This is a genomic window from Streptomyces sp. Qhu_M48, assembly GCF_051305195.1.
GTDB lineage: Bacteria > Actinomycetota > Actinomycetes > Streptomycetales > Streptomycetaceae > Streptomyces.
In genome coordinates this window covers 3,152,388-3,174,527 of sequence record NZ_CP195432.1, presented here as the reverse complement: position 1 = coordinate 3,174,527, position 22,140 = coordinate 3,152,388, and the positions used below count along the sequence as shown (strand labels likewise).

Genomic DNA, 22,140 nt, shown 5'->3' with positions numbered 1-22,140 from the left:
CGCCGCCGGGCCCGATCGTCGTCAGGCCTGTGGAGGTGCCGGTGCGGGGGTGCACGGCCGTTCGGCGGTGAGGAGCAGGACGCCGGAGTCCCCGTACTCGGGCAGGGTCCGGTCCTTCGCGACCCGGGTGATCCGCAGGCCGGTGGTGCGGGGGGCGAAGACGGCTCGCAGGGTGCCCTCGTCGACCGGGCACGCGGGCCAGACCGGCCCCTCGCCGATGCGGTAGCTCGGCATGCGCTCCATGAACGCGGCGAGGAGCCGGCCACCGGGCCGGACCGCGCCGACGAAGGCGGCGCAGAGGGCGGCGAACTCGCCGAAATCCTCGGTGACGCTCTCGGCGACGAAGTTCATCGAGGCGAGGTCGTAGCCGCCGGGGACCAGGTCCGCGGCGGTACCCGGGACGACCCGCACCGGGCGGAGCGCCTCCGTACAGCTCTCGGGGAGAGCGGGGTCGAGGGAGCGGCACAGGGTGTAGAAGGGGCGCCAGCTGGCGTCGGGGCCCGCTTCGAGCTGGTGGCGGAGGTAGCGGACGCAGGCGGCGCCCGGTTCGAGCGCGTCGATCCGGCGGCTCGCGGCGCCCGCCTGCATCAGCGGGTAGAGGTTGGGTCCCGCGCCCAGTTCGAGCGTGCGGGCCAGGGTGCCGGGGGCGTAGCCCCGGTAGACGGCGGCGTGGTGGCGGATGACGCCGATGTCGAGGGGGTGGAGGCGGCGGTAGTTCTCGGCGAGGTAGTCGGCGACGGGCCAGGCGTTCCAGTCGGCGTCCCGGTTGCGGCGCGCCCGGGTCGCTCCCGCCCGGGACGGTTCAGGCCGGTCCATCACGTCTCCGGGGTCCGGCCGGCGGCGACGGTGCCGGGGTGTTCGGTGTCCGCGGGCTGCAGGGGGAAACGGGCGGCGAGCCCCGTGAGGGCCTCGCAGAGTTCCTCGATCTCCCCGTCGGTGTTGGCGGCGGTGACCTGGACGCGGAAGCCGACCCGGTCGCGCGGGACGAGCGGGTAGGCGGCGAGCGTCACGTAGATGCCGTGGTCCCAGAGGTAGGCGGCGACCCGGTCGAGGTCGTCGGACGCGCCGAGGGGGATCTCGACGATCGGCAGGCCGTCGGTGTTCGGGGTGGAGATGCCCAGGCCGCGCACGTGGTCGAGGACCCGGGCCGTCTTGCGGTACAGGTCCGCCCGGATCTCTTCCCCGCGCACCTCGTTGACGTCGAGTCCGGCGAGCGCGGTGGCGAGGGAGGCCGTCGGGGAGGGGCCGGAGTAGAGGTAGGGGGCCGCCGCCACCTTGAGGTGGTCCTTGAGCCACTTCGGGACGGCGAGGAAGGCGAGCAGCGAGGAGAAGGCCTTGGAGAAGCCGCCGACCAGGACCAGGTCGTCGTAGGTCTCGCCGAGGTGGCGGACGATGCTGTTGCCGCGCGCGCCGTAGGGGCTGCTCTCCCCGGGGCGGCGTTCCCCGATGACGCCGAAGCCGTGGGCGTCGTCGACGTACAGCAGGGCGCCGTTCTCCCGGCAGACCGCGTGGAGGGCGGGCAGGTCGGGGAAGTTGCCGGTCATGCTGTTGACGCCGTCCATGCAGACGAGCCGGGGCGCGTCGCCGGGCGCGCCGCGCAGCAGCGCCGACAGCTCGTCGGGCCGGTCGGCGTGGAAGCGGTGCATCTCGGCGCCCTGGGCGCGGGCGGCGACGCAACCGTCGTACACGGTGCGGTGGGCCTGTGCCTCGACGAAGACCTGTCCGGTGCCGGCGAGGAGCGGGATCACCGACTGGTGGATGAGGGTGATGGTGGGCAGCAGCAGGGTGTCGGGGGCGCCGAGGAGTTCGGTGAGGCGCTCCTCGATGCGGGGGTAGAGCCGGGGGCTGCCGATGAGCCGGGACCAGCTGGGGTGGGTGCCCCACCGTCTGACCGCGGGGTCGATGGCGTCGATGACCGTCGGGTCGAGGTCGAGGCCCAGGTAGTTGCAGGAGGCGAAGTCGATGAGCCAGTCGTCGCCGACCCGGATGCGGCGGCCGTCGATCTCGTCGATGACGGCGTCGCACATGCGGCTGGTCCGGTGGAGGTGTTCGAGGTCGCGCCAGCGGGAGGCGCGCGGCGGGCGCCCCGCCCTGGCCGCCGGGCGGACGGCGGGGCGGACGGCGGGACCCGCGACCGGTCCGGCCGCCGGACGCCCGTCGGAGTGCGCGGCACGGTGCAGGTAGGAGTCGGTCTGGTGGGAGGTCATGGGGCGGGCGAAGAGGTACCCCTGGCCGTACCGGCAGCCCATGTCGGCGAGGAGCGCCCGCTGTTCCTCGTGTTCGATGCCCTCGGCGACGACCTGGAGGCCGAGGACGTCGGCGATGCGCACGATGCCTTCCACCAGCGCCACCTGCTGGGGGTCGGTGGTGATGTTGTCGATGAACGACTTGTCGACCTTGAGGACGTCGATGGGGAACTCGCGGAGGTAGCTGAGCGAGGAGAACCCGGTGCCGAAGTCGTCGATGGCGATGGAGACGCCCAGCTCCTTGAGGGCCGCCATGGTGGTCCTGATCTGGGCGTCCCTGCGCATCAGGACGGACTCCGTGAGTTCCAGGACCAGCGAGCCGGGGGCGAGCCCGGAGGAGCGGAGGGTACGCCGGACGCCTTCGAGGAACCCGGGGTCGCGGAACTGGCGCGCGGAGACGTTGACGCTGGCGTACAGCGGGGTCCGGTCGGGGCGGGCGCGCTGCCAGCGGGCGATGTCGAGCGCGGCGTGTTCGAGGACCCAGGCGCCGAGCGGCATGATGTGGCCGCTCTCCTCGGCGAGGGCGATGAACTGGTCCGGCGGGACCATGCCGCGGCGGGCGTGGGGCCATCGGATGAGCGCTTCGAGTCCGGCCGGGGCCCCGTCGCGCACCTCCACGATGGGCTGGTAGCGCAGGGCGAACGCGTGGTCGGCGATGGCGGTGTCCATGCCCGCCTGGAGTTCGTGGCGGGCGACGAGCCGGGAGTGGAACTCTGGGTGGAAGAGCCGCCACCGCTTCTTGCCGGCGGCCTTGGCCGCGTACAGGGCGAGGTCGGCGTGGCCGAGGAGTTCCTCGGCGTGGGCGCTGTCGAGGACGGTCGCGACGCCGACGCTGGTCGACACGGAGACCGCTCCGTCGGTGAGGTGGAAGGGCTGGCTGAGGGTGTGCACGATCTCCGCCGCCAGGGCCTCGGCGTCGCGGGGTTCCCGTGCCCCCTCGATGAGGACGGCGAACTCGTCGCCGCCGAGCCGGGCGGCGGTGTCGGAGAGCCGCAGGACGGAGGTGAGGCGCCGGGCGACGGCGACGAGGAGTTCGTCGCCCACCGAGTGCCCCATGGTGTCGTTGACGACCTTGAAGTCGTCGAGGTCGACGAAGAGCATGCAGGTCAGGGTGGATTCGCGGCGGCCCCTGAGCAGGGCGCGCTCGACCCGTTCGAGGAGGAGGACGCGGTTGGGGAGTCCGGTGAGCGAGTCGTGGAACGCCCGGTGGGTCAGCTCCCGTTCCAGTTTCCGCTGTTCGGTGACGTCACGGAGGGTGAGGACGAGTCCGTGCACGGTGTGCTCGTCCCGCAGGTTGCTGCACCGGACCTCGACCTCCAGGTCGACGGAGCCGGCGTGGACGAGTTTCCAGTCGGCGCGGGCGTCGACGGCGGGGCGGGTCCGCGCGTCGGCGAGGACCCGCAGCGCGGAGGCCGTGTCGGCGGGGGCGACGAGGTCGGTGAGCGGGGTGCCGGGGCGCAGGGAGCGGCCGAACATGGACTCGGTGGAGGGGCTGGCGTAGCGGACGGTGTCGTCGTCGTCGACGATGAGGATCACGTCCGACGTGTTGTGCACGAGGGTACGGAAGTAGGCCTCGCTGGTCCGGCGGTTGACCTCCTCGCTGAGCGCGAAGCGTTCGAGTGCCATGGCGGCCTGCGAGGCCAGCGACTGGGCGGAGCCCGAGATCTCGGCGAGCTTCTTCTCCGAGCCGGCCAGGAGCAGCACGCCGAGCAGGGGTTCGCCTCCCGTCGGGGCCTGCAGCTCCAGGGGGCAGAGCAGGGCGAACGGTTCGGGCGCGACCTCCGCGGCGACGGCGGGGTCGAGCCGGGCCACGGGGAGGAGCCGGCTGCCGTTCGCGATCGTCTCGGGCCACGCGGCCTCCGGGGGCCCGTCGGGCGGCTCGCCGGCGGGGCGTCCGCCCGGCCCCTCGGGGTTCCCGGTCGCACCGGTGGTGCGGCGGAGCGGCTCGCTCGCGGTGGGCCGGGTCAGTTCGTCGGTGCGGCAGCTCCAGGGGTGGCTCGGAGTGGCCACGGCGTCGAGGCCGCCGGCGCGGTCCCGGGTGAGGAGGAGGACCCGGTGGCCGGTGCCGGGGCCGAAGAGGGTCGCGGACGCCGTCTCGACGGCTCCGGCGACCTCGCGGGGGCTCAGCGCGGCGACGAGGGAGGCGGCGGCGATCCGGAGGCTGCGTTCGCGCGCCTCGGCCTTGCCGTGGTCGTTCATCATGCCCCAGAGCCGGGCGAGGACGAGCAGGAACATCAGCGCCGAGAAGATCGCGATGACGGCGATGTCCTGGTCCCGGTCGTGGCGCAGCGACTGGAACAGCAGCAGGGCGGGGGCGACGAGCGAGGCGCCGGCGAGCAGGGCGAGACGCCGCTCCGCGACGCGGGGGGCGGGTTCGGGGGCGCGTTCGGTGAGCCCGGTCATCGAGGGGTGGAGCGCGGCGAGGCCCCAGGCGGTGAAGAAGACGACCCAGCCCAGGTCCCAGGGGGTGCCGACCTGCCAGGTGCCGTTGAGCTGGAGGGTGCCGTAGATGACGTCCGAGGCGAGGATGCCGCAGGTGCCCAGGGTGAGGAGCTGCACGGACCGCGAGCGCAGGCCGCCGGGGACGAGGAGCCGGGCCAGCATCGCGAGCATCAGGACGTCGCCGAGGGGATACGCGATGGAGATGGCCTTCTCGGTCCAGCTCATGTCCTCGCTCCTGGCGAGCGGGGTGATGAGGTTGACCCAGGAGAGCAGGGCGAGGCCCGAGGTGAGGATCAGCGCGTCGAGGACGACGCCGAGGTCGCGGCCGACGGCCCGGTAGCGGATGAAGCCGAACAGGCCGAGGGCGAACAGCGGGTAGGTGACGAGGTACAGGGCGTCGGCGACGGACGGGAAGGGCCGGGTCTGGCCGAAGAAGGCCTCCAGCGCGTTGTAGGCGGTGTCGCCGCCCACGAAGGCGAGGTTGGCGGCGGCGAGCACCAGCCAGGGCCAGCGCCGGGAGGGCTTGTGCAGACGGACGCCGACGAGGATGGCGGCGACGCCGCCGAGCCCGACGAGAGCCCACAGGACGGTGTGCCGCTCGGGGAAGAGCAGGTAGGCGACCGTCAGGAGGGTCACGATGAGGAGGTACAGCCAGGTCCACCGGCGCAGGGCCCCGGTCGCGGTGAGCGGCCGGTTCGGCTGGCGCAGCGACATCGACGACCGCCCCCTTGGCGGGTCGGACGCCGTCGGGAGCGCCCTGGTCTCGGATACGGACCCCGTACGGTGTCCATTCTCCGGGGCGGGTGGTGGGGCTGCATCTCGGCGCCCGGGGTGGGGCCGGAGCGTGCGTCAGGGAGAGCTCCGCGGGGAGCGGGCCAGGAGGGCGCGCCCGCGCGGGAGGGTGCGTCAGGAGAGCGCCGCGGGAGAACGGGGCGGGAGGGGCGCGCCCGGGCGGGAGGGCGTCAGGAGAGCGCCGCGGGAGAGCGGGCCAGGAGGGCGCGCCCGCGCGGGAGGGTGCGTCAGGAGGAGGCGCGGACCACCAGTTCCGTCGGGAGGACGCGGCGGGGCTGCTCGTCCGGTCCGCTCGGTGCGGCGATCTCCTGGAGGAGCAGGCGGGCCATGGTGCGGCCCATCTCCTCGATGGGCTGGCGGACGCTCGTCAGCGGCGGGTCCATGTGCCGGGCGACGGCCGAGTCGTCGACGCCGACGAGGGCCACGTCCTCGGGGACCCGGCGGCCCGCCTCGCGCAGCGCGCCGCGCGCGCCCGCGGCCATGACGTCGGAGGCCGCGAAGACGGCGTCCAGGTCCGGCCTGCGGTCGAGGAGGCGGCGCATGGCCAGCCGCCCGCCCTCCTCGGTGAAGTCGCCGTTCGCGACGAGCGCGTCGTCGGCGGCGAGCCCGGCCTCCGTCAGGCCCTCGCGGTAGCCGTCGAGGCGGCAGCGGGCCACGTACATGTCGAGCGGACCGGTGATGGTGGCGATCGCGCGGCGGCCGCGCTCGGCGAGGTGGGCGACGGCGGTCCGACCGGCGCCGGTGTTGTCGGAGTCGACGAAGGCGACGCGCTCGTCCTCGGTGCGGCGGCCGTTGAGGACGGCGGGCAGGCCGAGGGCGCGGACCTGGTCGGGCAGCGGGTCGGCGCCGTGCACGGAGACCAGGAGGACGCCGTCGACGCGCTGGGCGGCGAGGTACTGCTCGAAGCGCTGGCGTTCCTGGTCGCTGCGGATCAGGGTGAGCAGCAACTGCTTGTCTGCGTCGGCGAGTTCACCGCTGACGCCGCGGATGATGTCGAGGAAGTAGGGCTCGGCGAAGAGCCGGGCCTCGGTCTCCGGGATGACCAGGGCGACGGCGTCGGTCCGGCTGCCGGCCAGGGCGCGGGCGGCCCGGTTGGGTACGTAGCCGAGTTCGGCGACGGCCCGTTCGACGGCGGCCTTGGCCTGTTCGCTCACACGGGGGGAGCCGTTGATGACCCGGGAGACCGTGCCGCGGCCGACTCCGGCCCTGGCCGCGACCTCCTCAAGGGTGGGCCTGCCGGTCTGCCGCCCGCTCGCCGCCATGTGCCGCTTCTCCCCTCGGGCCGCAGCCCCGCCTGCGTGTGCGAGCGAACCTATCAGGCGGGACGGCGGCGGCCCGGGGTGCCGGAAGGGGCTCAGGCGTCGGTCGGGGAGAGCTCCGCCATGGCGCCCCAGCCCTGCTGCGGGACCTCGACGTTGATGATCTCGGGGGTGGTGGCGATGGCTCCGGCCATGGCCGCGAGTCCGGCCGCGAAGTGGGGGGAGGAGACGTGGGCGGCGCCCGCGTCGGCGTCGGCGAAGGCCTCCAGGAGGACGAAGACGTTCGGGTCGTCGACGCCGCGGGACCAGTCGAAGAAGAGGTTGCCGGGCTCCGCGCGGGTGGCCTCGGTGAAGTCGGCGACCAGGTCGAGCCAGCGGTCGGCGTGGTCGGGGCGGGCGGTGAAACGGACGGCGATGAAGATCATGCCTCCAGCCTGCGGCCGCCCGCCGAGCGCCGCCAGCCGGTCGGTTCAGGATTCCGGCAGGGCCGGAAACTCCGGTACGGCCCGGGTGAGCGCGGCCCGGATCTCCCCCTGCCGCCGTCCGAAGCCGGCGGTCGGCAGCGAGACGGAGAGGGCGTGCACGATGCCGTCGCCGCGCTCGGGCAGCGTCACGGCGAGACAGGTGTACGCGAGGTCCGCCTCGCCCACCGACACGGCGAAGCCCTGGGCGCGCACCCGGGCGGCCTCCGCCTCGAAGCGTTCGGCGCCGGTGATCGTGCGCTCGGTGAAGCGGGCCATCCCGTGCTCGGCCAGATAGCGACGGCGGAGGGGGCGTGGCAGCGCGGCGAGCAGCGCCTTGCCGTGGGCGGTCGCGTGGGCGCGGTCCTCCGGGCCCGGCGCGAAGGGGTGGGCGGCGTCGGTGACGGGAGCGGTGGTGTCGACCACGGTGATCAGGCCGTCGCGGTAGGCCGTGTGGTACGCCTCCGCGCCCGTGGCCCGCCGGAGCCGGCCGAGGAGTTCGCCGGTGCCGGCGCCGAGCCCGTGGTGGCGCTGGTGGGAGCGGTGCAGGGCCGGGACGCGGGGGCCGGGGGCGTACCCGTCGGCCGTACGGACGAGATAACCGCGCGCGAGCAGGGGCCCGGTGACGTGGTAGACGGTCGAGAGGGCGCAGCCGAGCCGGCGGGCCAGCGCCTTCGCCCCGACGGGCCGGTCGGCGTCGGCGACGGCGTCGAGGACGGCGAGGGCCCGGTCGACGGACTGGGGCCCGGGACTCGGTGACGGGGCAGGCATCGGTCCAGCTTAGGCCGCGGCCGGACGGACGGGACGGGGGGCGAGCGCCTCGCGGTAGGCGCGGACGGCCGGGCGGGACGGGGGCGAGCGCCTCGTGGAAGCCGCGGACGGACGGGACGGGGACGAGCGCCTCGTGGTAACCGCGGACGGACGGGCGGAGCGGGGGCGAGCGCCTCGCGCCGACATCCGGGCCACGTTCCGTCGCTACCTCGCTCCCCTGCGTAACTTCGCAGGTCAGAACGGTCTTATGTGCATAAGACACTCTTTCGGCGTACCGTCGAGTGTCCCCCTCTCACCTCGAAGCCACGGGAGAGCGTGTGCCCCGCTCCACGACCGACCATGCCCCGACGCCCCGCGAGCGGCGCCGTCCGCGTCTCCGGACGGCCGCGATCGCGACGGGCGTGGTCGCCGTCGCGGCGGGCGGCCTGTACGTGGCGGGGCTGCTCGCGACCGGCGACGACATATCCGCCGGCACCCGGGTCGGCGGCGTGGACATCGGCGGCATGAGCCGGGCCGAGGCGCGGGCCCGGCTGGCGGCCGAGGCCCCGGCCTCGTGGAGCGCGCCGATCCCCGTGAAGGTCGGCGAGCGCGCCACGACCGTGGAGCCGGCCTCCGCCGGACTGACCGTGGACCTGGCGAGGACCGCCGACCTGGCGGCCGATCCCTCCCGCGACCCCTTCACCGTCATCGGGAGGCTCTTCTCGTCCGGTGAGCGCGAGATCCAGCCGGTCCTCGCGTACGACGACGCCAAGGCGAAGGCGACCGTGGCCGAACTCGCCGGGAAGAACGACCGCGCGGTGCGCGAGGGCGCCGTCGCCTTCCGCGCGGGCAAGGCCGTCGCCACCCAGCCGGTGACGGGCCAGAAGCTGGACACCGGGCGGGCCGTCGAGGCCCTGCGCGCCGCCTACCCGGCCACCGGCGCCGCCGCCGTGAGCCTCCCCGTCTCCGTGACCGAGCCGAAGCTGCCCGCGGCCGAGGTGAACCGGTTCCTCGACGCGTACGCGCACCCCGCGGTCTCCGGCCCGGTGACGCTCACCACGGGCGAGGACCGGCTGCGGATCTCCGCCGCCACCCTCGGCGACCACCTCACCGTCAAGAACGAGAACGGCCGGCTCACCGCCGCGCTCGACGCCGAGGCGCTGCTGCGGGACCCGGACGTGGCCCAGCCGGTCGCCGCCCTGTCGAACGCTCCGGTGGAGGCGCGGCTCGGGGTGCGGGACGGCAAGGTCGTCGTGGAGTCGGAGGGCCGGCCGGGGCACGAGGTGACCGCGAAGGCCCTCGGCGACGCCGTACGCCCGCTGCTCACCAGGTCCGGCGCGGCCGCGCGTACCGCCCCGGTGGCCACCACGGTCACCCAGCCCGACCTGACCTCGGACTCCCTCGCCCGCCTCGGCATCACCGAGCAGATGTCGTCGTTCACGGTGAACTTCCCGGCGGCGCCGTACCGGACGACGAACATCGGCCGGGCCGCCGAACTCATCAACGGCTCGCTGGTCCAGCCCGGCGCGGTGTGGAGCTTCAACAAGACGGTCGGCGAGCGCACCGCGGACAACGGCTTCGTCGACGGCACGATGATCCTCGACGGCCAGTACCGCTCCGCGCCCGGCGGCGGCGTGTCGGCCATGGCCACCACCGTCTTCAACGCCATGTTCTTCGCCGGGGTGAAGCCCGTCGAGTACGGGGCCCACTCCTTCTACATCGAGCGCTACCCGGCCGGCCGCGAGGCGACCGTCGCGTGGGGCTCGCTGGACCTGAAGTTCCGCAACGACTCCGGGAAGCCGATCTACATCAAGGCGAGCGCCACGGACTCCTCCGTCACCGTGAGCTTCCTCGGGACGAAGAAGTACGACTCCGTGGAGGCGGTCGCCGGTCCGCGCACCAACCTCACGGAGCCCGAGAAGCGCGAGGGGACCGGCGAGGCCTGCGTGCCGCAGCCGCCCGCGCAGGGCTTCGACATCTCGGTGGACCGGGTCTTCAAGGACGGCGGCGCCGAGGTCAAGCGCGAGACGTTCAAGACCCACTACACGCCGCGCGACGAGGTCACCTGCAAGCCGGCCGCCGAGGGCTCGGACGCCAGGTGAACCGCCCGTGACGGACGGGGCCACGGGCCGCGCGTGACCGACGGGGAGACGGACGACGGGTGACGCCGGCGTGACCGGCGGGACGAGGACCGACGGAAGGGTGTCTTCCCGTACGGCCGGGGCATGACTCCGGAGCACGGCCCACCAGGCCAGGGCCGCCCTCAACCCGTCGGAGGCACGCCTTGGCGCAGCGCAGCGACCCCTTCGAGCGGCTCCTCGGCGAGGCCGTGCGCGCGGGTGTCTGCCCGGGCATGGTGTGGGCCGTGGGCGACGCCCGTACGACCCTGTCGGAGGGGGCCGTCGGCCTGCTCGACCCCGCGCGTCCCGGCGAGCCGATGCGGGCCGACACGCTCTTCGACGTCGCGAGCCTCACCAAGATCCTGGCCGTCTGGGCCGTCACGGGCACCCTCGTCGACGCCGGGAAGCTCGACCTGACGGCCCCGCTCGGCGGCTACTGGCCCGAGGCCGCCGGACGGCCCCTCGCCGACGTGACGGCGCACCACCTGCTCACCCACACCGCGGGCATGCCGCTGCGCGCCAACCTCCGCCATCTGTACGGCTCCGATCCGCAGGACGTCCGGGACGGAGTCCTCGCCGAGCCGCTGCGGCACCGGCCGGGGGCGGCCGTCGCGTACACCGACCGGGCGGCGCTGATCCTCGGCTACCTCGCCGAGCACCTCACCGGGGAGCCGCTCCCCCGGCTCGCCGGGGACCGGGTCTGGTCACCCCTCGCCATGACGGAGACCCGGTACGGCCCGCTGCCCGCCCCGGTCAGGGAGCGGTGCGCGCCCACCGAGTACGACGAGGAGAGCGGCGCCCCGCTCAAGGGCACCGTCCACGACTTCTCGGCCCGGCTCCTCGGCGGCGCCTGCGGCATCGCGGGGGTTTTCACGACCGCCGCCGACACCGGCCGGTTCCTCCGCCACCTGCTGGCCCCGGTGCCCGGCACCTTCTCCGCCGACTGGACGGCCCTCTCGCTCCGCGTCCACACCGGAGCGCTCGTCCCGCCGCGCGGCCTGTTCTGGCATCCGGCGCCGGGCACGGAGCCGGCGGACGACGTCTGGTCCCACTTCGGCTTCACCGGCACGGGGCTGTGGGTGTCACCGGCCCGCGACCGCTGGGCGGTCCTCCTCACCAACCGTCTCCGGTTCACCCGCGACCCCGGCCCGCTGGCGCGCGTCCGGGACGTCTTCCGCGCCCTCGCCTTCCCGTGACGCCCTCCCCCGGCCGCCTCTCGTGACACCCGCGGAAATCCGCGTGCCGTCCGCCGGGGTCTCTGCGAACCTGCACCCCGTTCGAACGATCTCTGCCGGCTCGACGTGTACGGAGTACGAAGCGATGGCTCTCCCCCTTGAAGGACCGGTCCTGGAGGGCGCCCTGGTGCGCCTGGAGCCGCTGGGCCACCACCATGCGGCAGGTCTCGCCGAGGCCGCGTCGGAGAACCGCGCCACCTACGGCTTCACCTCGGTGCCGGGCCCGGACGAGGTCGGGGCGTACATCGACGCCCAGCTCGGCCGCGCCGCCGACGGCCTGCTCGCGCCGTACGCCCAGGTGTCCGCGGCGACCGGCCGCGTGGTCGGCCACACCTCCTTCTGGGACCCGCGCCCGTGGCCGGCCGGCGAGGGCCTCTGCGCGATCGAGATCGGCTTCACGTGGCTCGCGGCCTCCGCCCAGGGCACGGGGGTGAACACCGAGGCCAAGTACCTGCTCTTCCGGCACGCCTTCGAGGTCTGGGGGGTGGCCCGGGTGGACCTGAAGACGGACGCCCGCAACGCCCGTTCCCGGGCGGCCATCGCGAGCGTGGGCGCGACCTTCGAGGGCGTCCTGCGGAACTGGGGGCGCTCGTGGGCGCCGGGCGAGGAGGACCGCCTGCGGGACAGCGCCGTCTTCTCGGTCGTCGCCGAGGAGTGGCCCGAGCGCCGGGCGGCGCTGGAAGAGCGCCTGGCGGCCCGGAGGGCGGCCAGGGGCGCCCGCCCGTGAGGTTCGACACCCCTCTGATCGAGCAAACAGACCGGGGGTTACCATATGAGCGCCGCCTAGCTCGAAAGATAATCTTGTGACTGTCAATGACGACTCGTTCACCAGCTGGAAGAACCGCGAGGAGATCGCGGAGTCGATGATCCCGATCATCGGGAAGCTGCACCGGGAGCAGGACGTCACCGTCCTGGTCCACAGCCGCTCCCTGGTGAACAAGTCGGTGGTCAGCATCCTCAAGACCCACCGCTTCGCCCGGCAGATAGCCGGCGAGGAGCTGTCGGTCACCGAGACGCTCCCGTTCCTCCAGACGCTCACCACGCTCGACCTCGGCCCGTCCCAGATCGACATCGGCATGCTGGCCGCCGAGTACAAGACCGACGACCGCGGTCTCTCGGTCGCGGAGTTCACCGCCGAGGCCGTCGCCGGCGCCACGGGCGAGAACAAGACCGAGCGGCGCGAGGGTCGGGACGTCGTCCTCTACGGCTTCGGCCGCATCGGCCGCCTCGTCGCCCGCCTCCTCATCGAGAAGGCCGGTTCGGGCAACGGTCTGCGCCTGCGGGCGATCGTCGTCCGGGGCGGTGGCGAGCAGGACCTGGTGAAGCGCGCCTCGCTGCTGCGCCGCGACTCGATCCACGGCCAGTTCCAGGGCACCATCACCGTGGACGAGGCGAACAGCACGATCGTCGCCAACGGCAACACGATCAAGGTGATCTACGCCAACGACCCCTCCGAGGTCGACTACACGGCGTACGGCATCGACAACGCCATCCTCATCGACAACACCGGCAAGTGGCGCGACCGCGCGGGCCTCTCCAAGCACCTGCGCCCCGGCATCGACAAGGTCGTCCTGACCGCGCCCGGCAAGGGTGACGTGCCGAACATCGTGCACGGCGTCAACCACGAGACGGTCAAGCCGGACGAGCGGATCCTGTCCTGCGCCTCCTGCACCACGAACGCGATCGTGCCGCCGCTGAAGGCGATGGACGACGAGTACGGCGTGCTGCGCGGTCACGTGGAGACCGTCCACTCGTTCACGAACGACCAGAACCTCCTGGACAACTACCACAAGGCCGACCGCCGCGGCCGTTCCGCGCCGCTGAACATGGTGATCACCGAGACCGGTGCCGCCTCGGCCGTCGCCAAGGCGCTGCCGGAGCTGAAGGCCCCGATCACGGGCAGCTCGATCCGCGTCCCCGTCCCGGACGTCTCGATCGCGATCCTGAGCCTGCGCCTGGGCCGCGAGACCACCCGCGAGGAGGTCCTCGAGTACCTCCGTGACGTCTCGCTGCACTCTCCGCTGAAGCGTCAGATCGACTTCACCACGGCCCCCGACGCCGTCTCGATGGACTTCGTGGGCTCGCGCCACGCGTCGATCGTCGACGCCGGCGCGACCAAGGTCGACGGCGACAACGCGATCCTCTACCTCTGGTACGACAACGAGTTCGGCTACTCGTGCCAGGTCATCCGGGTCGTCCAGCACGTCTCCGGCGTGGAGTACCCGACCTTCCCGGCCCCGGCGGTCTGATCGCCGGACCCGCCCGACGGCACGGCCGCGCGCCGCACTTCCTCCCGGGGGTGCGGCGCGCCGCCGTACTCCCGTACGGATGACATCGGTTCCGGCAGCCGGCAGTCCCGCGTGGAGTGCACCCGGCGGCCGGAGCCAGGACCGACACCCGGTGACTGCGCCGTCACCCGGCGGTCCGCGCCCCCGCTCGGCCGGGCGTCCGGCGCCAGGACCGCGTGGACCGGCAGATCCGCCGCGTCGAGGGCGACCTCACCCCCGAGGAACCCACTCGCCTCGCGAAGGCCTCACCGCACCCGCCCCCGAGCTGACGGACGCGCAGCGCGCGGAGCGGCTCGGGCTCCTGACCGGGGTCGCCTTCGCCCCGGACGCCGCCCGGGGCGAACCGACCCCGCCGGTCCGGCGTCCCTCCCCGTATGAACACGTTCAGATTCGGTCTCGGCCAACTTCTGCGGTTCGCGGTGCTGGAGGCGCGCTGCTGCGCCTTCGCCGTCGCCCTCATCGGCGGCATCGCGGTCTCGGGCCTGCTGCCCGACCTGCCGATCGCCCGCTACGACCTGCTGTTGCTGTACGGGATCGGTCTCACCGTCCTCGCGTGGAAGGTCGGCTGGGACAACGGTCGGGACGTCGCCGTGACAGTCGGCTGCCATGTCATCGGCCTGCTCTTCGAGTTGGTCAAGGTGCGGATGGGCTCGTGGAGTTATCCGGAGGAGGCGCTGACGAAGATCGGCGGGGTGCCGTTGTACGGCGGGTTCCTCTACGCGGCCCTCGCCAGCTACGTCTGCCGCGCCTGGCGACTGCTCGACCTGCGGCTGACCGGCTACCGGCCCCGGGTGACGGCGGTCCTCGCCGGCGCCGTGTACGTCAACTTCTTCAGCCACCACTGGCTGCCCGACGCCCGCTGGGCGCTGGCCGCGCTGCTCCTGGCGGCGACGGCGGGGACCTGGGTGCGGTTCCGGGTCGGCGAGCGGGACCACCGGATGCCGCTGGCCCTGTCCTTCGTCCTGATCGGGTTCTTCCTCTGGGTCGCGGAGAACGCGGCCACGTACGTCGGTGCCTGGAGCTACCCGGACCAGCTGGACGGCTGGCAGCCGGTGTCCCTCGCCAAGTTCGGCGCCTGGGCGCTGCTGATCACCGTCACCTTCGTCCTGACGGCCCACGGCGCGAGGGCGGGCGCGCCCGCCCCGCGACGGGGAGCGGGCGGAAAGGTGCTCACCGCCGGGCAGCGGGGCGAATAGCCGATTCCGTGCACCCGCCTCCGCGACGTGCTACAGTCAACAGCAGTTGCAGTCGTGGTTCCCAAAGAAACTTACAAGTGCCTTTGACGATTCGACATCGTCAGGCACTTTCTGTGTTTTCGGTGCAGTTTTCCGGACGGGGCAATCATCACGGCGACGCCGGGATCCGCACAGTGCGGGTCCCCGGGCTACGCCCCGAAGGAGATTTGACATGGCTAACGGCACCGTGAAGTGGTTCAACGCTGAAAAGGGCTTCGGCTTCATCGAGCAGGAGGGTGGCGGCCCGGACGTCTTCGCCCACTACTCCAACATCGCCACCTCTGGCTTCCGTGAGCTCCAGGAAGGCCAGAAGGTGACCTTCGACGTCACGCAGGGCCAGAAGGGCCCCCAGGCGGAGAACATTCTCCCCGCCTGACGTTGACACGTCCGACGCAGCTGGGGCCCTCACCCGCGTGGTGAGGGCCCCGGCTCGTTGCATTTTCCAGACCTTTTCAAGCCTTTCCCGGCTTTCCCCCGGACCGGACGCCGCTTTTCGCCCCTCGGCGTGGCCGGATCCGCACGCATGGCGTTCGGTACGTTCCTGTAATTCATCGGGCCACGGCCCCTCGCGAATTCCTCGAAGCGCACCGTTTTCGAGGAGATCCCCATGAACAACACGCACAGCACCCCCCGTACCGACAAGGCGCGACGCGCCGCCGCGGCGAAGGACGAGCTGACGGCGCCGGCCTCCGGGACCCCCGCCCTCCCCCCGGCCGCCACCTTCGCCGAGCTCGACCTGCCGGCCGAGGTCCTGGCCGAGCTCGCCCGCCTGGGCGTCGACGAGCCCTTCCCGATCCAGTCCGCGACCCTGCCCGACGCCCTCGCGGGCCGGGACGTCCTGGGGCGCGGGCGCACCGGAACCGGGAAGACCCTCGCCTTCGGCCTGCCCCTGCTCGTCCGCGTCGCCGGACGCCGCGCCGAGGCCCGCAAGCCGCTCGCGCTGGTCCTCGTCCCCACCCGCGAGCTGGCCCAGCAGGTCCATGACGCGCTCGACCCCTTCGCCCGCGCCCTGAAGCTGCGCCTGGCGACCGTGGTCGGCGGCATGTCGATCGGCCGGCAGGCCACCGCGCTGCGCGACGGGGCCGAGGTCCTGATCGCCACCCCGGGCCGGCTGATGGACCTCGTCGAGCGCAAGGACTGCCGCCTCGAACGGGTCACCGCCACCGTCCTCGACGAGGCCGACCAAATGGCCGACATGGGCTTCATGCCCCAGGTCACCGAGCTGCTCGACCTGGTGCCCCCGGGCGGTCAGCGGATGCTGTTCTCCGCCACGCTCGACCGCAACGTCGACCTCCTCGTCGAGCGGTACCTGCACGACCCGGTCGTCCACTCCGTCGACCCCTCGTCCGCGACCGTCTCCACGATGGACCACCACGTGCTGCACGTGCACGGCGCCGACAGGTTCGCCGTCGCCACGGAGATCGCGGCCCGCGACGGGCGGGTCATCATGTTCCTGGCGACGAAGGCCTCCGTCGACCGGTTCACCCGGCACCTCCTCGGCAGCGGTGTGCGCGCCGCCGCCCTGCACGGCGACAAGTCCCAGCCGCTGCGCACCCGCACCCTGGGCCGCTTCCGCAGCGGCGAGGTCCCGGTGCTCGTCGCCACCAACGTGGCGGCGCGCGGCATCCACGTCGACGAGCTCGACCTCGTCGTCAACGTCGACCCGCCCGCCGACCACAAGGACTACCTGCACCGCGGCGGGCGCACCGCCCGCGCCGGCGAGTCCGGGGTCGTCGTCACCCTCGTCACCCCCGAGCAGCAGCGTGACGTGGCCCGGCTGATGGCGGACGCGGGCATCCGCCCCCAGGTCACCAAGGTCCGCTCGGGCGAGGCGGAGCTGAGCCGCATCACCGGTGCCCGCACCCCCTCGGGCGTTCCCGTCGACGGGGCGGCGCCGAGCCAGGAGGGCGTCAAGCGCGGCGGTGCGGCCTTCCGGGGCGTGGGCACCGTGCCGGGCCGCCCCGGCCGCGCCAAGAACGAGTCCCGCCGGGCCGCCGAGGCCCGCAAGACGGCCGAGGCCCGCCAGGCGGCGAGGATCCGCCGGGGCCGCTGACCCGCCCTCCCGCACCGGGGGACCGATCGGCCGCGCCCGTCCCCCGCGACCGCCCGCCCGAGGAGACCCGTGTCAGGCAACGACCCGTGGGACACGATCCGTACGCTCGCCGCGCTGTTCACGGAGCACGACACCGCCCAGGGGCTGACCGCCGAGGAGCAGTGGACGCTCCAGGTCCTCAAGCTCTCCGAGGAGGTGGGCGAGGCCGCGCAGGCCGTCATCGGCGCCCGTGCGACGAATCCGCGCAAGGGCCGCAGCCATGGCTGGGAGCATGTGCAGGAGGAGGTCGCCGACACCGTGATCACCGGCATGGTCTCCCTGGCCCGGATGCGCCCCGACGACGCTCGCGAGTTCCTCGCCTCCGTACTCGCCCGGAAGTCCGCGCGGTTCCTGCCGGGGGAGGCCGACGAGCCGGCGGTCACGTCGCGTTGAGTGCCACCGTCGCACCGCGGCGGCGCCTGGTCGCGGGTCGCGCCGCGGGAGCGGTGTGGGTCGATCTCCTGATGGCGCTCCAGGACAGCCCGTCGGCGAGCCCCGCACTCGGTCCCTACCGGTGGGCCGGGTTCCTCAACGGGTAGCACGGCCCGGAGACCGGGCGGGACGGGCGGGCGGGGCGCCGTCGCGCGCCTCGGTGTGCGGTACGGGGGCGCCGTCGCGCGCCTCGGTGTGGCCGTCGCCGGGCTCGGCCACGAGGAGGTCGAGGAGGCCAGCGATCTCGTAGTCGACCTCCAGGGGGTGCCGGAACCGTTTGCCGGCCGCCAGGCGGTAGCGGTTGCGGCGCCCCTCACGCGCGTGCGTGAGGTAGCCCGCGGCCTCCAGGTCGGCGACGATCGCCTGGACCGTCCGCTCGGTGACTCCGCACGCGGCGGCGACGTCACGCAGGCGGACCCCGGGATCCCGGGCGATCACCACCAGCACGCGGGCGTGATTCGTCAGGAACGTCCACGACGGACGGTCGCCAGGATTATCACCCATTGCCCCATTATGAGACCTCTCGATCGCGAGCCACAAGACCTGAAATCGATCTCATGTGATTCTTGACGTGTTATGACCCACAAGGGGACGATGGTCGCGAAAGACCTGGTTCGGCCGCCCTTGGGAGGTCACCGTGCGTCCCCCTCCGCACCACTCCACACAGCACCGGAAACACGTCGAGACCGCACCCCGGACGCCCCCGACGGACCCGGACGCCCGGATGACGGTGGAGGTCACACCGGGCGGCACCGTCGTGGTCGGCGGTGAGATCGACGGCACCACCTCCTCCCGCCTGTACCGGACCCTGGTCGAGGCCCAGCGCGCGCACCCCGAGGGCGTCGGGCTCGACCTGTCCGCCGTCAGCTTCTGCGACTGCGCCGGACTGCGCGCCTTCCTGGCCGCCCGGCGGGACCACCACGGCGGCGCGTGCCACCCCCTCACGCTGGGGCCCGTCAGCCCTCGGATGGACCGGCTGCTCGCCCTGACCGGCACACGGGGCCTCTTCGCACCGCCGGAGACCGGGGGGACGGGTCAGTGAAGCGGCAGCCGCACCTCGATGATCTTGCCGCCCTCCCTCGGCAGGCACAGCCTGACGTCGAGCGCCAACAGCCTGATCAGGGGCCAGCCGAAGCCGCCCTCCGCCGTCCCGTCGGCGCGTCGTGCCCCCCGGGCGTCCACGAGCTGCGGCAGTCGGCCGCTCGCGTCCGCGACGGTGACCGTCAGGGCGCCCCGTTCGAGCACCACGCCGAAGCCGGTGAGGCCGCCCCCGTGCCGCTGCGCGTTGGTCACCAGCTCGGACGTCACGAGCAGGGCGTCCCCCACGGCGGTGGGGGTCGGCCGCGTGCCCGTCCGGGCCTCGGCCGCTTCGAGCACCCGCGCCACCCGGACGCGCGCCTCGGCCGCGTCACGCGGGGCCACGTGCGGGTGCCTCTCGGGGATGCGATGCCCTGTGTCCACTGCCCTTCCCACCCAGCCTCTGCTCGTTCCAGCCCGTCCGGTCTCGTTCCTCAGCAGGCGCCTGCCCCGACGATCCGGTCGCATTCCCCCCGCTTCGCCCGTTCTGCGCCCATATGGCTTGGGCATCCACTGATCGGGTAGATAACAAGAGGGATGTCCCGCCCGAGGAGCCTTCATGTCGAACCTCCGCACCACCGTCCCGGCCCGCCCGAGCGTCGACCGTGATCCGGAGCGGCCGGCCGGCCTTCCGGAGATCGCCGATCCCCTGGCGGTGAGCACGACGGACGCCAGGGTGCTCTCGACGGTCCTGTTCGAGCGACTGCGCTCGCTCGATGAGGGCACGGCCTCCTACGCGTACGTACGGAACACCCTGGTCGAGCTGAACCTCAGCCTCGTCAAGTACGCGGCGACCCGGTTCCGGCGTTCCAGCGAGTCCTGGGAGGACATCGTCCAGGTCGGCACCGTCGGCCTGATCAAGGCGATCAACCGCTTCGACCCCGACCGCGGGAACGAGTTCATGTCCTTCGCCCTGCCCACGGTGCTCGGCGAGATACGGCGGCACCTGCGGGACACCAGCTGGAGCGTCCACGTCCCCCGCCGTCTCCAGGAGCTGCGCCTGGACCTGGCGAAGGCCAACGACGCACTCGAACAGGAACTGGGCCGCCCGCCGACGGACGCGGAACTCGGCGCCCGCCTCCACATCACCGCGGCGGAGCTCGTCGAGGGACAGATCGCCGCGAACGGCTTCTCCAGCCGCTCCCTCGACCTGCCCGTCGACGACGAGGACAGCGGGCCCGGCACGCTCGCGCGCAGCCTGGGCACCGACGACGGCTCCTTCGAGAAGGTCGAGAACCTCGCCTCGCTCAAGCCGCTCCTCGCCTCGCTCTGCGCGCGCGACCGGACGATCCTTGCGCTGCGTTTCGGTGACGAGCTGACCCAGGCGGAGATCGGCGAGCGCCTCGGTCTCTCGCAGATGCACGTCTCCCGGCTGCTCAACCGCGTCCTGGGAGAGCTGCGGAGGGCCCTGACCTCGGAGGAACCTCCGCGGTCGGGGCCGGTCGCCGGGCCTGAGCCGTAGCGTACGGGCGGGAGCCCTGCCGTACGGTACGGGGGGCGGCCTCGCGCGGGGCGGCCACCGCTCCTGCCTGACGGCCTTCCGTTCGGCGGCCGCCCGGTACCTGACCCCTGGCCCCTGGCCCCTGGCCGTGCTGCGGCTGCCTGGCCTCGCCGCGGCTGCCCGGGCCCTCCCCCTACCGTTCCGTCGGCGGTCCGCCGCGCAGGGCCGGCCGGGCTTCGGGTGCGGGGGTGGGGACCGGGGCGGGGATGTCCATCCAGACGGACTTGCCCGTCTCCGTGGTCACCGCTCCCCACGCGCGCGTGAGGCGGTCGATCACGATGAGGCCGTTGCCTCCCGGCTGTCCCGGGGCGCCCCGGGGCCGGATGGCCGGGACCTCGCCGCTCGGGTCGCTGACCTCGATCCGCAGGTCCCCCACCACGCCGGTGCCGCCCGGCTCGGTGGGGACGAGCCGGACCACCAGCTCCGTCGGGCCGCCGGCGTGGAGGCAGGCGTTCGTCACCGCCTCGGAGACCACGAGCAGCACGTCCTCGACGGCGTACTCCCGCTCCTCGTCCGTGAGTTCCGTGGCGCCGGCCGGTGCCGGCCAGCCCCAGTCGACGAGAGCCACGTGGCAGAAGTCGCGGCAGCGTGCCACCACCGCCTCGGCGCTCCGCAGGCCGAGCCGCCTGATCTGCCCCCTGGACCGGACCGGTTCGCTCATCGACGGCTCCACGGTTTCCGGCTCCGCGTCACGTTCACGGATGCTCTCCTTCGACGAGGTCCCCGGGCAGCTCGTCGTGGATCCTGAAGACGGCCACGACGCCGGTGATGTCCAGCAATCGGTCCACCGGCGGTCGTACCGCGGCGAGTTCCACCCGACTACCCGCCTCCAGGGCGTCCAGTCGCGCGTTCAGCAGCAGGTTGAGCCCGGTCGAGTCGCAGAACGTCAGCCGCCCGCAGTCCACGACGACTCGCTCGGCGTGCCGTGCCAGGGACGCCGACAGGGCCTCGCGCAGGGGCTCCTGGTTGTCGCGGTCGAGCTCTCCGGCCACCGTGACGACGGCCGTGGTGCCGCTCCAGCGGACCGTGGCCGCCAGTCGTGCGCCGACCGGCCCGTCGCCCCCCGTGCCCCTCACGTCCCTTGGCATCGCGCTCCGGTTCCCGTCGGCGCAGAGTTCCGTGCTGGGGCCGACGATACGCCGGGCTGCCGGGGTGCGCGACAGGGCATGGGCACGGCGGCCGGGCCGTTCTCGTGTGATGCCACCAAGCGCGTCCGCGGTACGGATGGGACCGGGCGGACCGGGCAGAAGCGGCGTACGGCCCTCCGCCCCGCGCGGGGCCCCGGACCTGAGGGTGAGACGCATGACTGACCGCGAGAACGGACGGGCCACGGCGAACGGGCGGGGACGCGACGAGACCGCGGACGAGCGCGCCGACCGGCAGTGGCAGGACCTCATGCAGGAGATACGCGTGGTCCAGACGGGGGTGCAGATCCTCTTCGGATTCCTGCTGACCGTCGCCTTCACGCCGCGCTTCGAGAGCCTGGGCTCGACCGACAAGGGGATCTACGTCCTCACGGTGATCCTCGGATCGCTGGCCACCGGCGCGCTCATCGGCCCGGTCTCCTTCCACCGCATCGTCGCCGGGCGGCAGATCAAGCACCGGGCGGTCGTGTGGGCCTCCCGGCTCACCTTCATCGGGATCCTCCTCCTCCTCGCCACCCTGACGAGCTCGCTCTTCCTCATCCTGCGGGTGGCCACCGACGACGCGCTCGTTCCCTGGCTCGTGGGCGGGGTCCTGGCCTGGTACCTGCTGTGCTGGTTCGCGCTGCCGCTGTGGGCCCGGGAGCGTCACGCGGGCAAGGGCGACGACTGACCGCTCGGGTGGCGGGTAGCCGCCCGGGAGACCGCAACCGGAGAGAGGGGAACGTCATGCCTCGCGGATCGAGCCCGAAGCGGGAACGGCAGTACGAGCACATCAAGGAGAGCGCGGAGGAGCGCGGCGAGAGCGAGGAGCGCGCCAAGGAGATCGCCGCCCGCACCGTGAACAAGGAACGGGCGCGGCACGGCGAGTCCGAGACCGCGAGTCGGCTCTCCCTTGAGGACATGTCCTCCGGCGAGCGCGGCGGCCGCCGCTCCCACAGCGGGGCCCGGGGGCGCACGTACGACCAGCTCTACGAGGAGGCCAGGCGCCGCGGCGTCGACGGCCGCTCGAAGATGAACAAGGCGCAGCTCCTGCGCGCCCTGGGCGACGCCTGACGCCCTGCCCCC

At 73.3% G+C, this 22,140-nt stretch carries 21 protein-coding genes; 12 read left to right on the top strand and 9 right to left on the bottom strand.

Features of this window, described 5'->3' with window-relative positions; genetic code table 11:
• Positions 1-21: 21 nt before the first annotated feature.
• The 5 genes from ACRRSS_RS14540 to ACRRSS_RS14520 all read right to left on the bottom strand — a co-directional run bounded on the left by ACRRSS_RS14540 (position 22) and on the right by ACRRSS_RS14520 (position 7,971).
• Positions 22-816 carry a class I SAM-dependent methyltransferase gene (locus tag ACRRSS_RS14540; RefSeq protein ID WP_435971628.1) on the bottom strand — a complete coding sequence of 265 codons (795 nt, stop codon included), beginning with the start codon at positions 814-816 and terminating at the stop codon, positions 22-24.
• Positions 816-5,402 carry an aminotransferase class I/II-fold pyridoxal phosphate-dependent enzyme gene (locus ACRRSS_RS14535; RefSeq protein WP_435971627.1) on the bottom strand — a complete coding sequence of 1,529 codons (4,587 nt, stop codon included), beginning with the start codon at positions 5,400-5,402 and terminating at the stop codon, positions 816-818. Before ACRRSS_RS14535 ends, ACRRSS_RS14540 begins: the two co-directional genes overlap by 1 nt.
• A 305-nt stretch (positions 5,403-5,707) precedes the next feature.
• The gene (locus ACRRSS_RS14530; protein WP_435971626.1) at positions 5,708-6,742 is read right to left on the bottom strand and encodes a LacI family DNA-binding transcriptional regulator; all 1,035 of its coding nucleotides are present in this window, start codon (positions 6,740-6,742) and stop codon (positions 5,708-5,710) included.
• 92 nt (positions 6,743-6,834) lie between these two features.
• Positions 6,835-7,164 (bottom strand): putative quinol monooxygenase, encoded by a 330-nt coding sequence (locus ACRRSS_RS14525; protein ID WP_435971625.1) that lies wholly within the window; start codon positions 7,162-7,164, stop codon positions 6,835-6,837.
• Between the two features lie 45 nt (positions 7,165-7,209).
• Entirely contained in the window at positions 7,210-7,971 is a 762-nt protein-coding gene (locus ACRRSS_RS14520; protein ID WP_435971624.1) for an IclR family transcriptional regulator, read from the bottom strand.
• 317 nt (positions 7,972-8,288) lie between these two features.
• Between ACRRSS_RS14520 and ACRRSS_RS14515 the strand changes: the two genes are divergently transcribed.
• The 8 genes from ACRRSS_RS14515 (at position 8,289) to ACRRSS_RS14480 (ending at position 17,313) form a co-directional block, all read left to right on the top strand.
• The gene (locus ACRRSS_RS14515; protein WP_435971623.1) at positions 8,289-10,052 is read left to right on the top strand and encodes a VanW family protein; all 1,764 of its coding nucleotides are present in this window, start codon (positions 8,289-8,291) and stop codon (positions 10,050-10,052) included.
• Between the two features lie 182 nt (positions 10,053-10,234).
• Positions 10,235-11,266, top strand: a complete 1,032-nt coding sequence (locus ACRRSS_RS14510) for a serine hydrolase domain-containing protein (RefSeq protein WP_435971622.1) — start codon at positions 10,235-10,237, stop codon at positions 11,264-11,266.
• 124 nt (positions 11,267-11,390) lie between these two features.
• Positions 11,391-12,032, top strand: coding sequence for a GNAT family N-acetyltransferase (locus tag ACRRSS_RS14505; protein ID WP_435971621.1), 642 nt, complete (start codon positions 11,391-11,393; stop codon positions 12,030-12,032).
• Positions 12,033-12,108: 76 nt separating this feature from the next.
• On the top strand, positions 12,109-13,554 hold the full coding sequence (locus ACRRSS_RS14500) for a glyceraldehyde-3-phosphate dehydrogenase (RefSeq protein ID WP_435971620.1): 1,446 nt from the start codon (positions 12,109-12,111) through the stop codon (positions 13,552-13,554).
• 413 nt (positions 13,555-13,967) lie between these two features.
• Positions 13,968-14,789 (top strand): DUF817 domain-containing protein, encoded by an 822-nt coding sequence (locus ACRRSS_RS14495; protein WP_435971619.1) that lies wholly within the window; start codon positions 13,968-13,970, stop codon positions 14,787-14,789.
• A gap of 211 nt (positions 14,790-15,000) precedes the next feature.
• Entirely contained in the window at positions 15,001-15,204 is a 204-nt protein-coding gene (locus tag ACRRSS_RS14490; RefSeq protein ID WP_030218719.1) for a cold-shock protein, read from the top strand.
• 231 nt (positions 15,205-15,435) lie between these two features.
• Entirely contained in the window at positions 15,436-16,881 is a 1,446-nt protein-coding gene (locus tag ACRRSS_RS14485; RefSeq protein ID WP_435971618.1) for a DEAD/DEAH box helicase, read from the top strand.
• 69 nt (positions 16,882-16,950) lie between these two features.
• Positions 16,951-17,313: a MazG-like family protein gene (locus ACRRSS_RS14480; RefSeq protein WP_435971617.1), complete on the top strand. Its 363-nt coding sequence runs from the start codon at positions 16,951-16,953 to the stop codon at positions 17,311-17,313.
• A gap of 135 nt (positions 17,314-17,448) precedes the next feature.
• Here ACRRSS_RS14480 and ACRRSS_RS14475 read toward each other — a convergent pair whose 3' ends face one another.
• Entirely contained in the window at positions 17,449-17,856 is a 408-nt protein-coding gene (locus ACRRSS_RS14475) for a helix-turn-helix transcriptional regulator (protein ID WP_435971616.1), read from the bottom strand.
• Positions 17,857-17,989: 133 nt separating this feature from the next.
• Between ACRRSS_RS14475 and ACRRSS_RS14470 the strand changes: the two genes are divergently transcribed.
• Positions 17,990-18,394, top strand: a complete 405-nt coding sequence (locus ACRRSS_RS14470) for an STAS domain-containing protein (RefSeq protein ID WP_435971615.1) — start codon at positions 17,990-17,992, stop codon at positions 18,392-18,394.
• Here ACRRSS_RS14470 and ACRRSS_RS14465 read toward each other — a convergent pair.
• Positions 18,388-18,774: an ATP-binding protein gene (locus tag ACRRSS_RS14465; RefSeq protein ID WP_435971614.1), complete on the bottom strand. Its 387-nt coding sequence runs from the start codon at positions 18,772-18,774 to the stop codon at positions 18,388-18,390. The genes ACRRSS_RS14470 and ACRRSS_RS14465 overlap by 7 nt on opposite strands.
• Positions 18,775-18,988: 214 nt before the next feature.
• On the opposite strand from ACRRSS_RS14465, the gene ACRRSS_RS14460 reads away from it, so the two are divergent.
• Positions 18,989-19,891, top strand: a complete 903-nt coding sequence (locus ACRRSS_RS14460; protein ID WP_435971613.1) for a SigB/SigF/SigG family RNA polymerase sigma factor — start codon at positions 18,989-18,991, stop codon at positions 19,889-19,891.
• Positions 19,892-20,063: 172 nt separating this feature from the next.
• Here ACRRSS_RS14460 and ACRRSS_RS14455 read toward each other — a convergent pair whose 3' ends face one another.
• Both ACRRSS_RS14455 and ACRRSS_RS14450 read right to left on the bottom strand, forming a co-directional pair.
• Complete coding sequence (locus ACRRSS_RS14455) at positions 20,064-20,591, bottom strand: ATP-binding protein (protein ID WP_435971612.1); 528 nt, start codon at positions 20,589-20,591, stop codon at positions 20,064-20,066.
• Between the two features lie 34 nt (positions 20,592-20,625).
• Positions 20,626-21,018, bottom strand: coding sequence for an STAS domain-containing protein (locus ACRRSS_RS14450; protein WP_435971611.1), 393 nt, complete (start codon positions 21,016-21,018; stop codon positions 20,626-20,628).
• Positions 21,019-21,232: 214 nt separating this feature from the next.
• Between ACRRSS_RS14450 and ACRRSS_RS14445 the strand changes: the two genes are divergently transcribed.
• Both ACRRSS_RS14445 and ACRRSS_RS14440 read left to right on the top strand, forming a co-directional pair.
• A complete protein-coding gene (locus tag ACRRSS_RS14445; protein WP_435971610.1) occupies positions 21,233-21,745 on the top strand; it encodes a DUF6328 family protein in 513 nt (170 codons plus the stop codon).
• 56 nt (positions 21,746-21,801) lie between these two features.
• Positions 21,802-22,128, top strand: coding sequence for a plasmid stabilization protein (locus ACRRSS_RS14440; RefSeq protein ID WP_435971609.1), 327 nt, complete (start codon positions 21,802-21,804; stop codon positions 22,126-22,128).
• Positions 22,129-22,140: the final 12 nt, after the last annotated feature.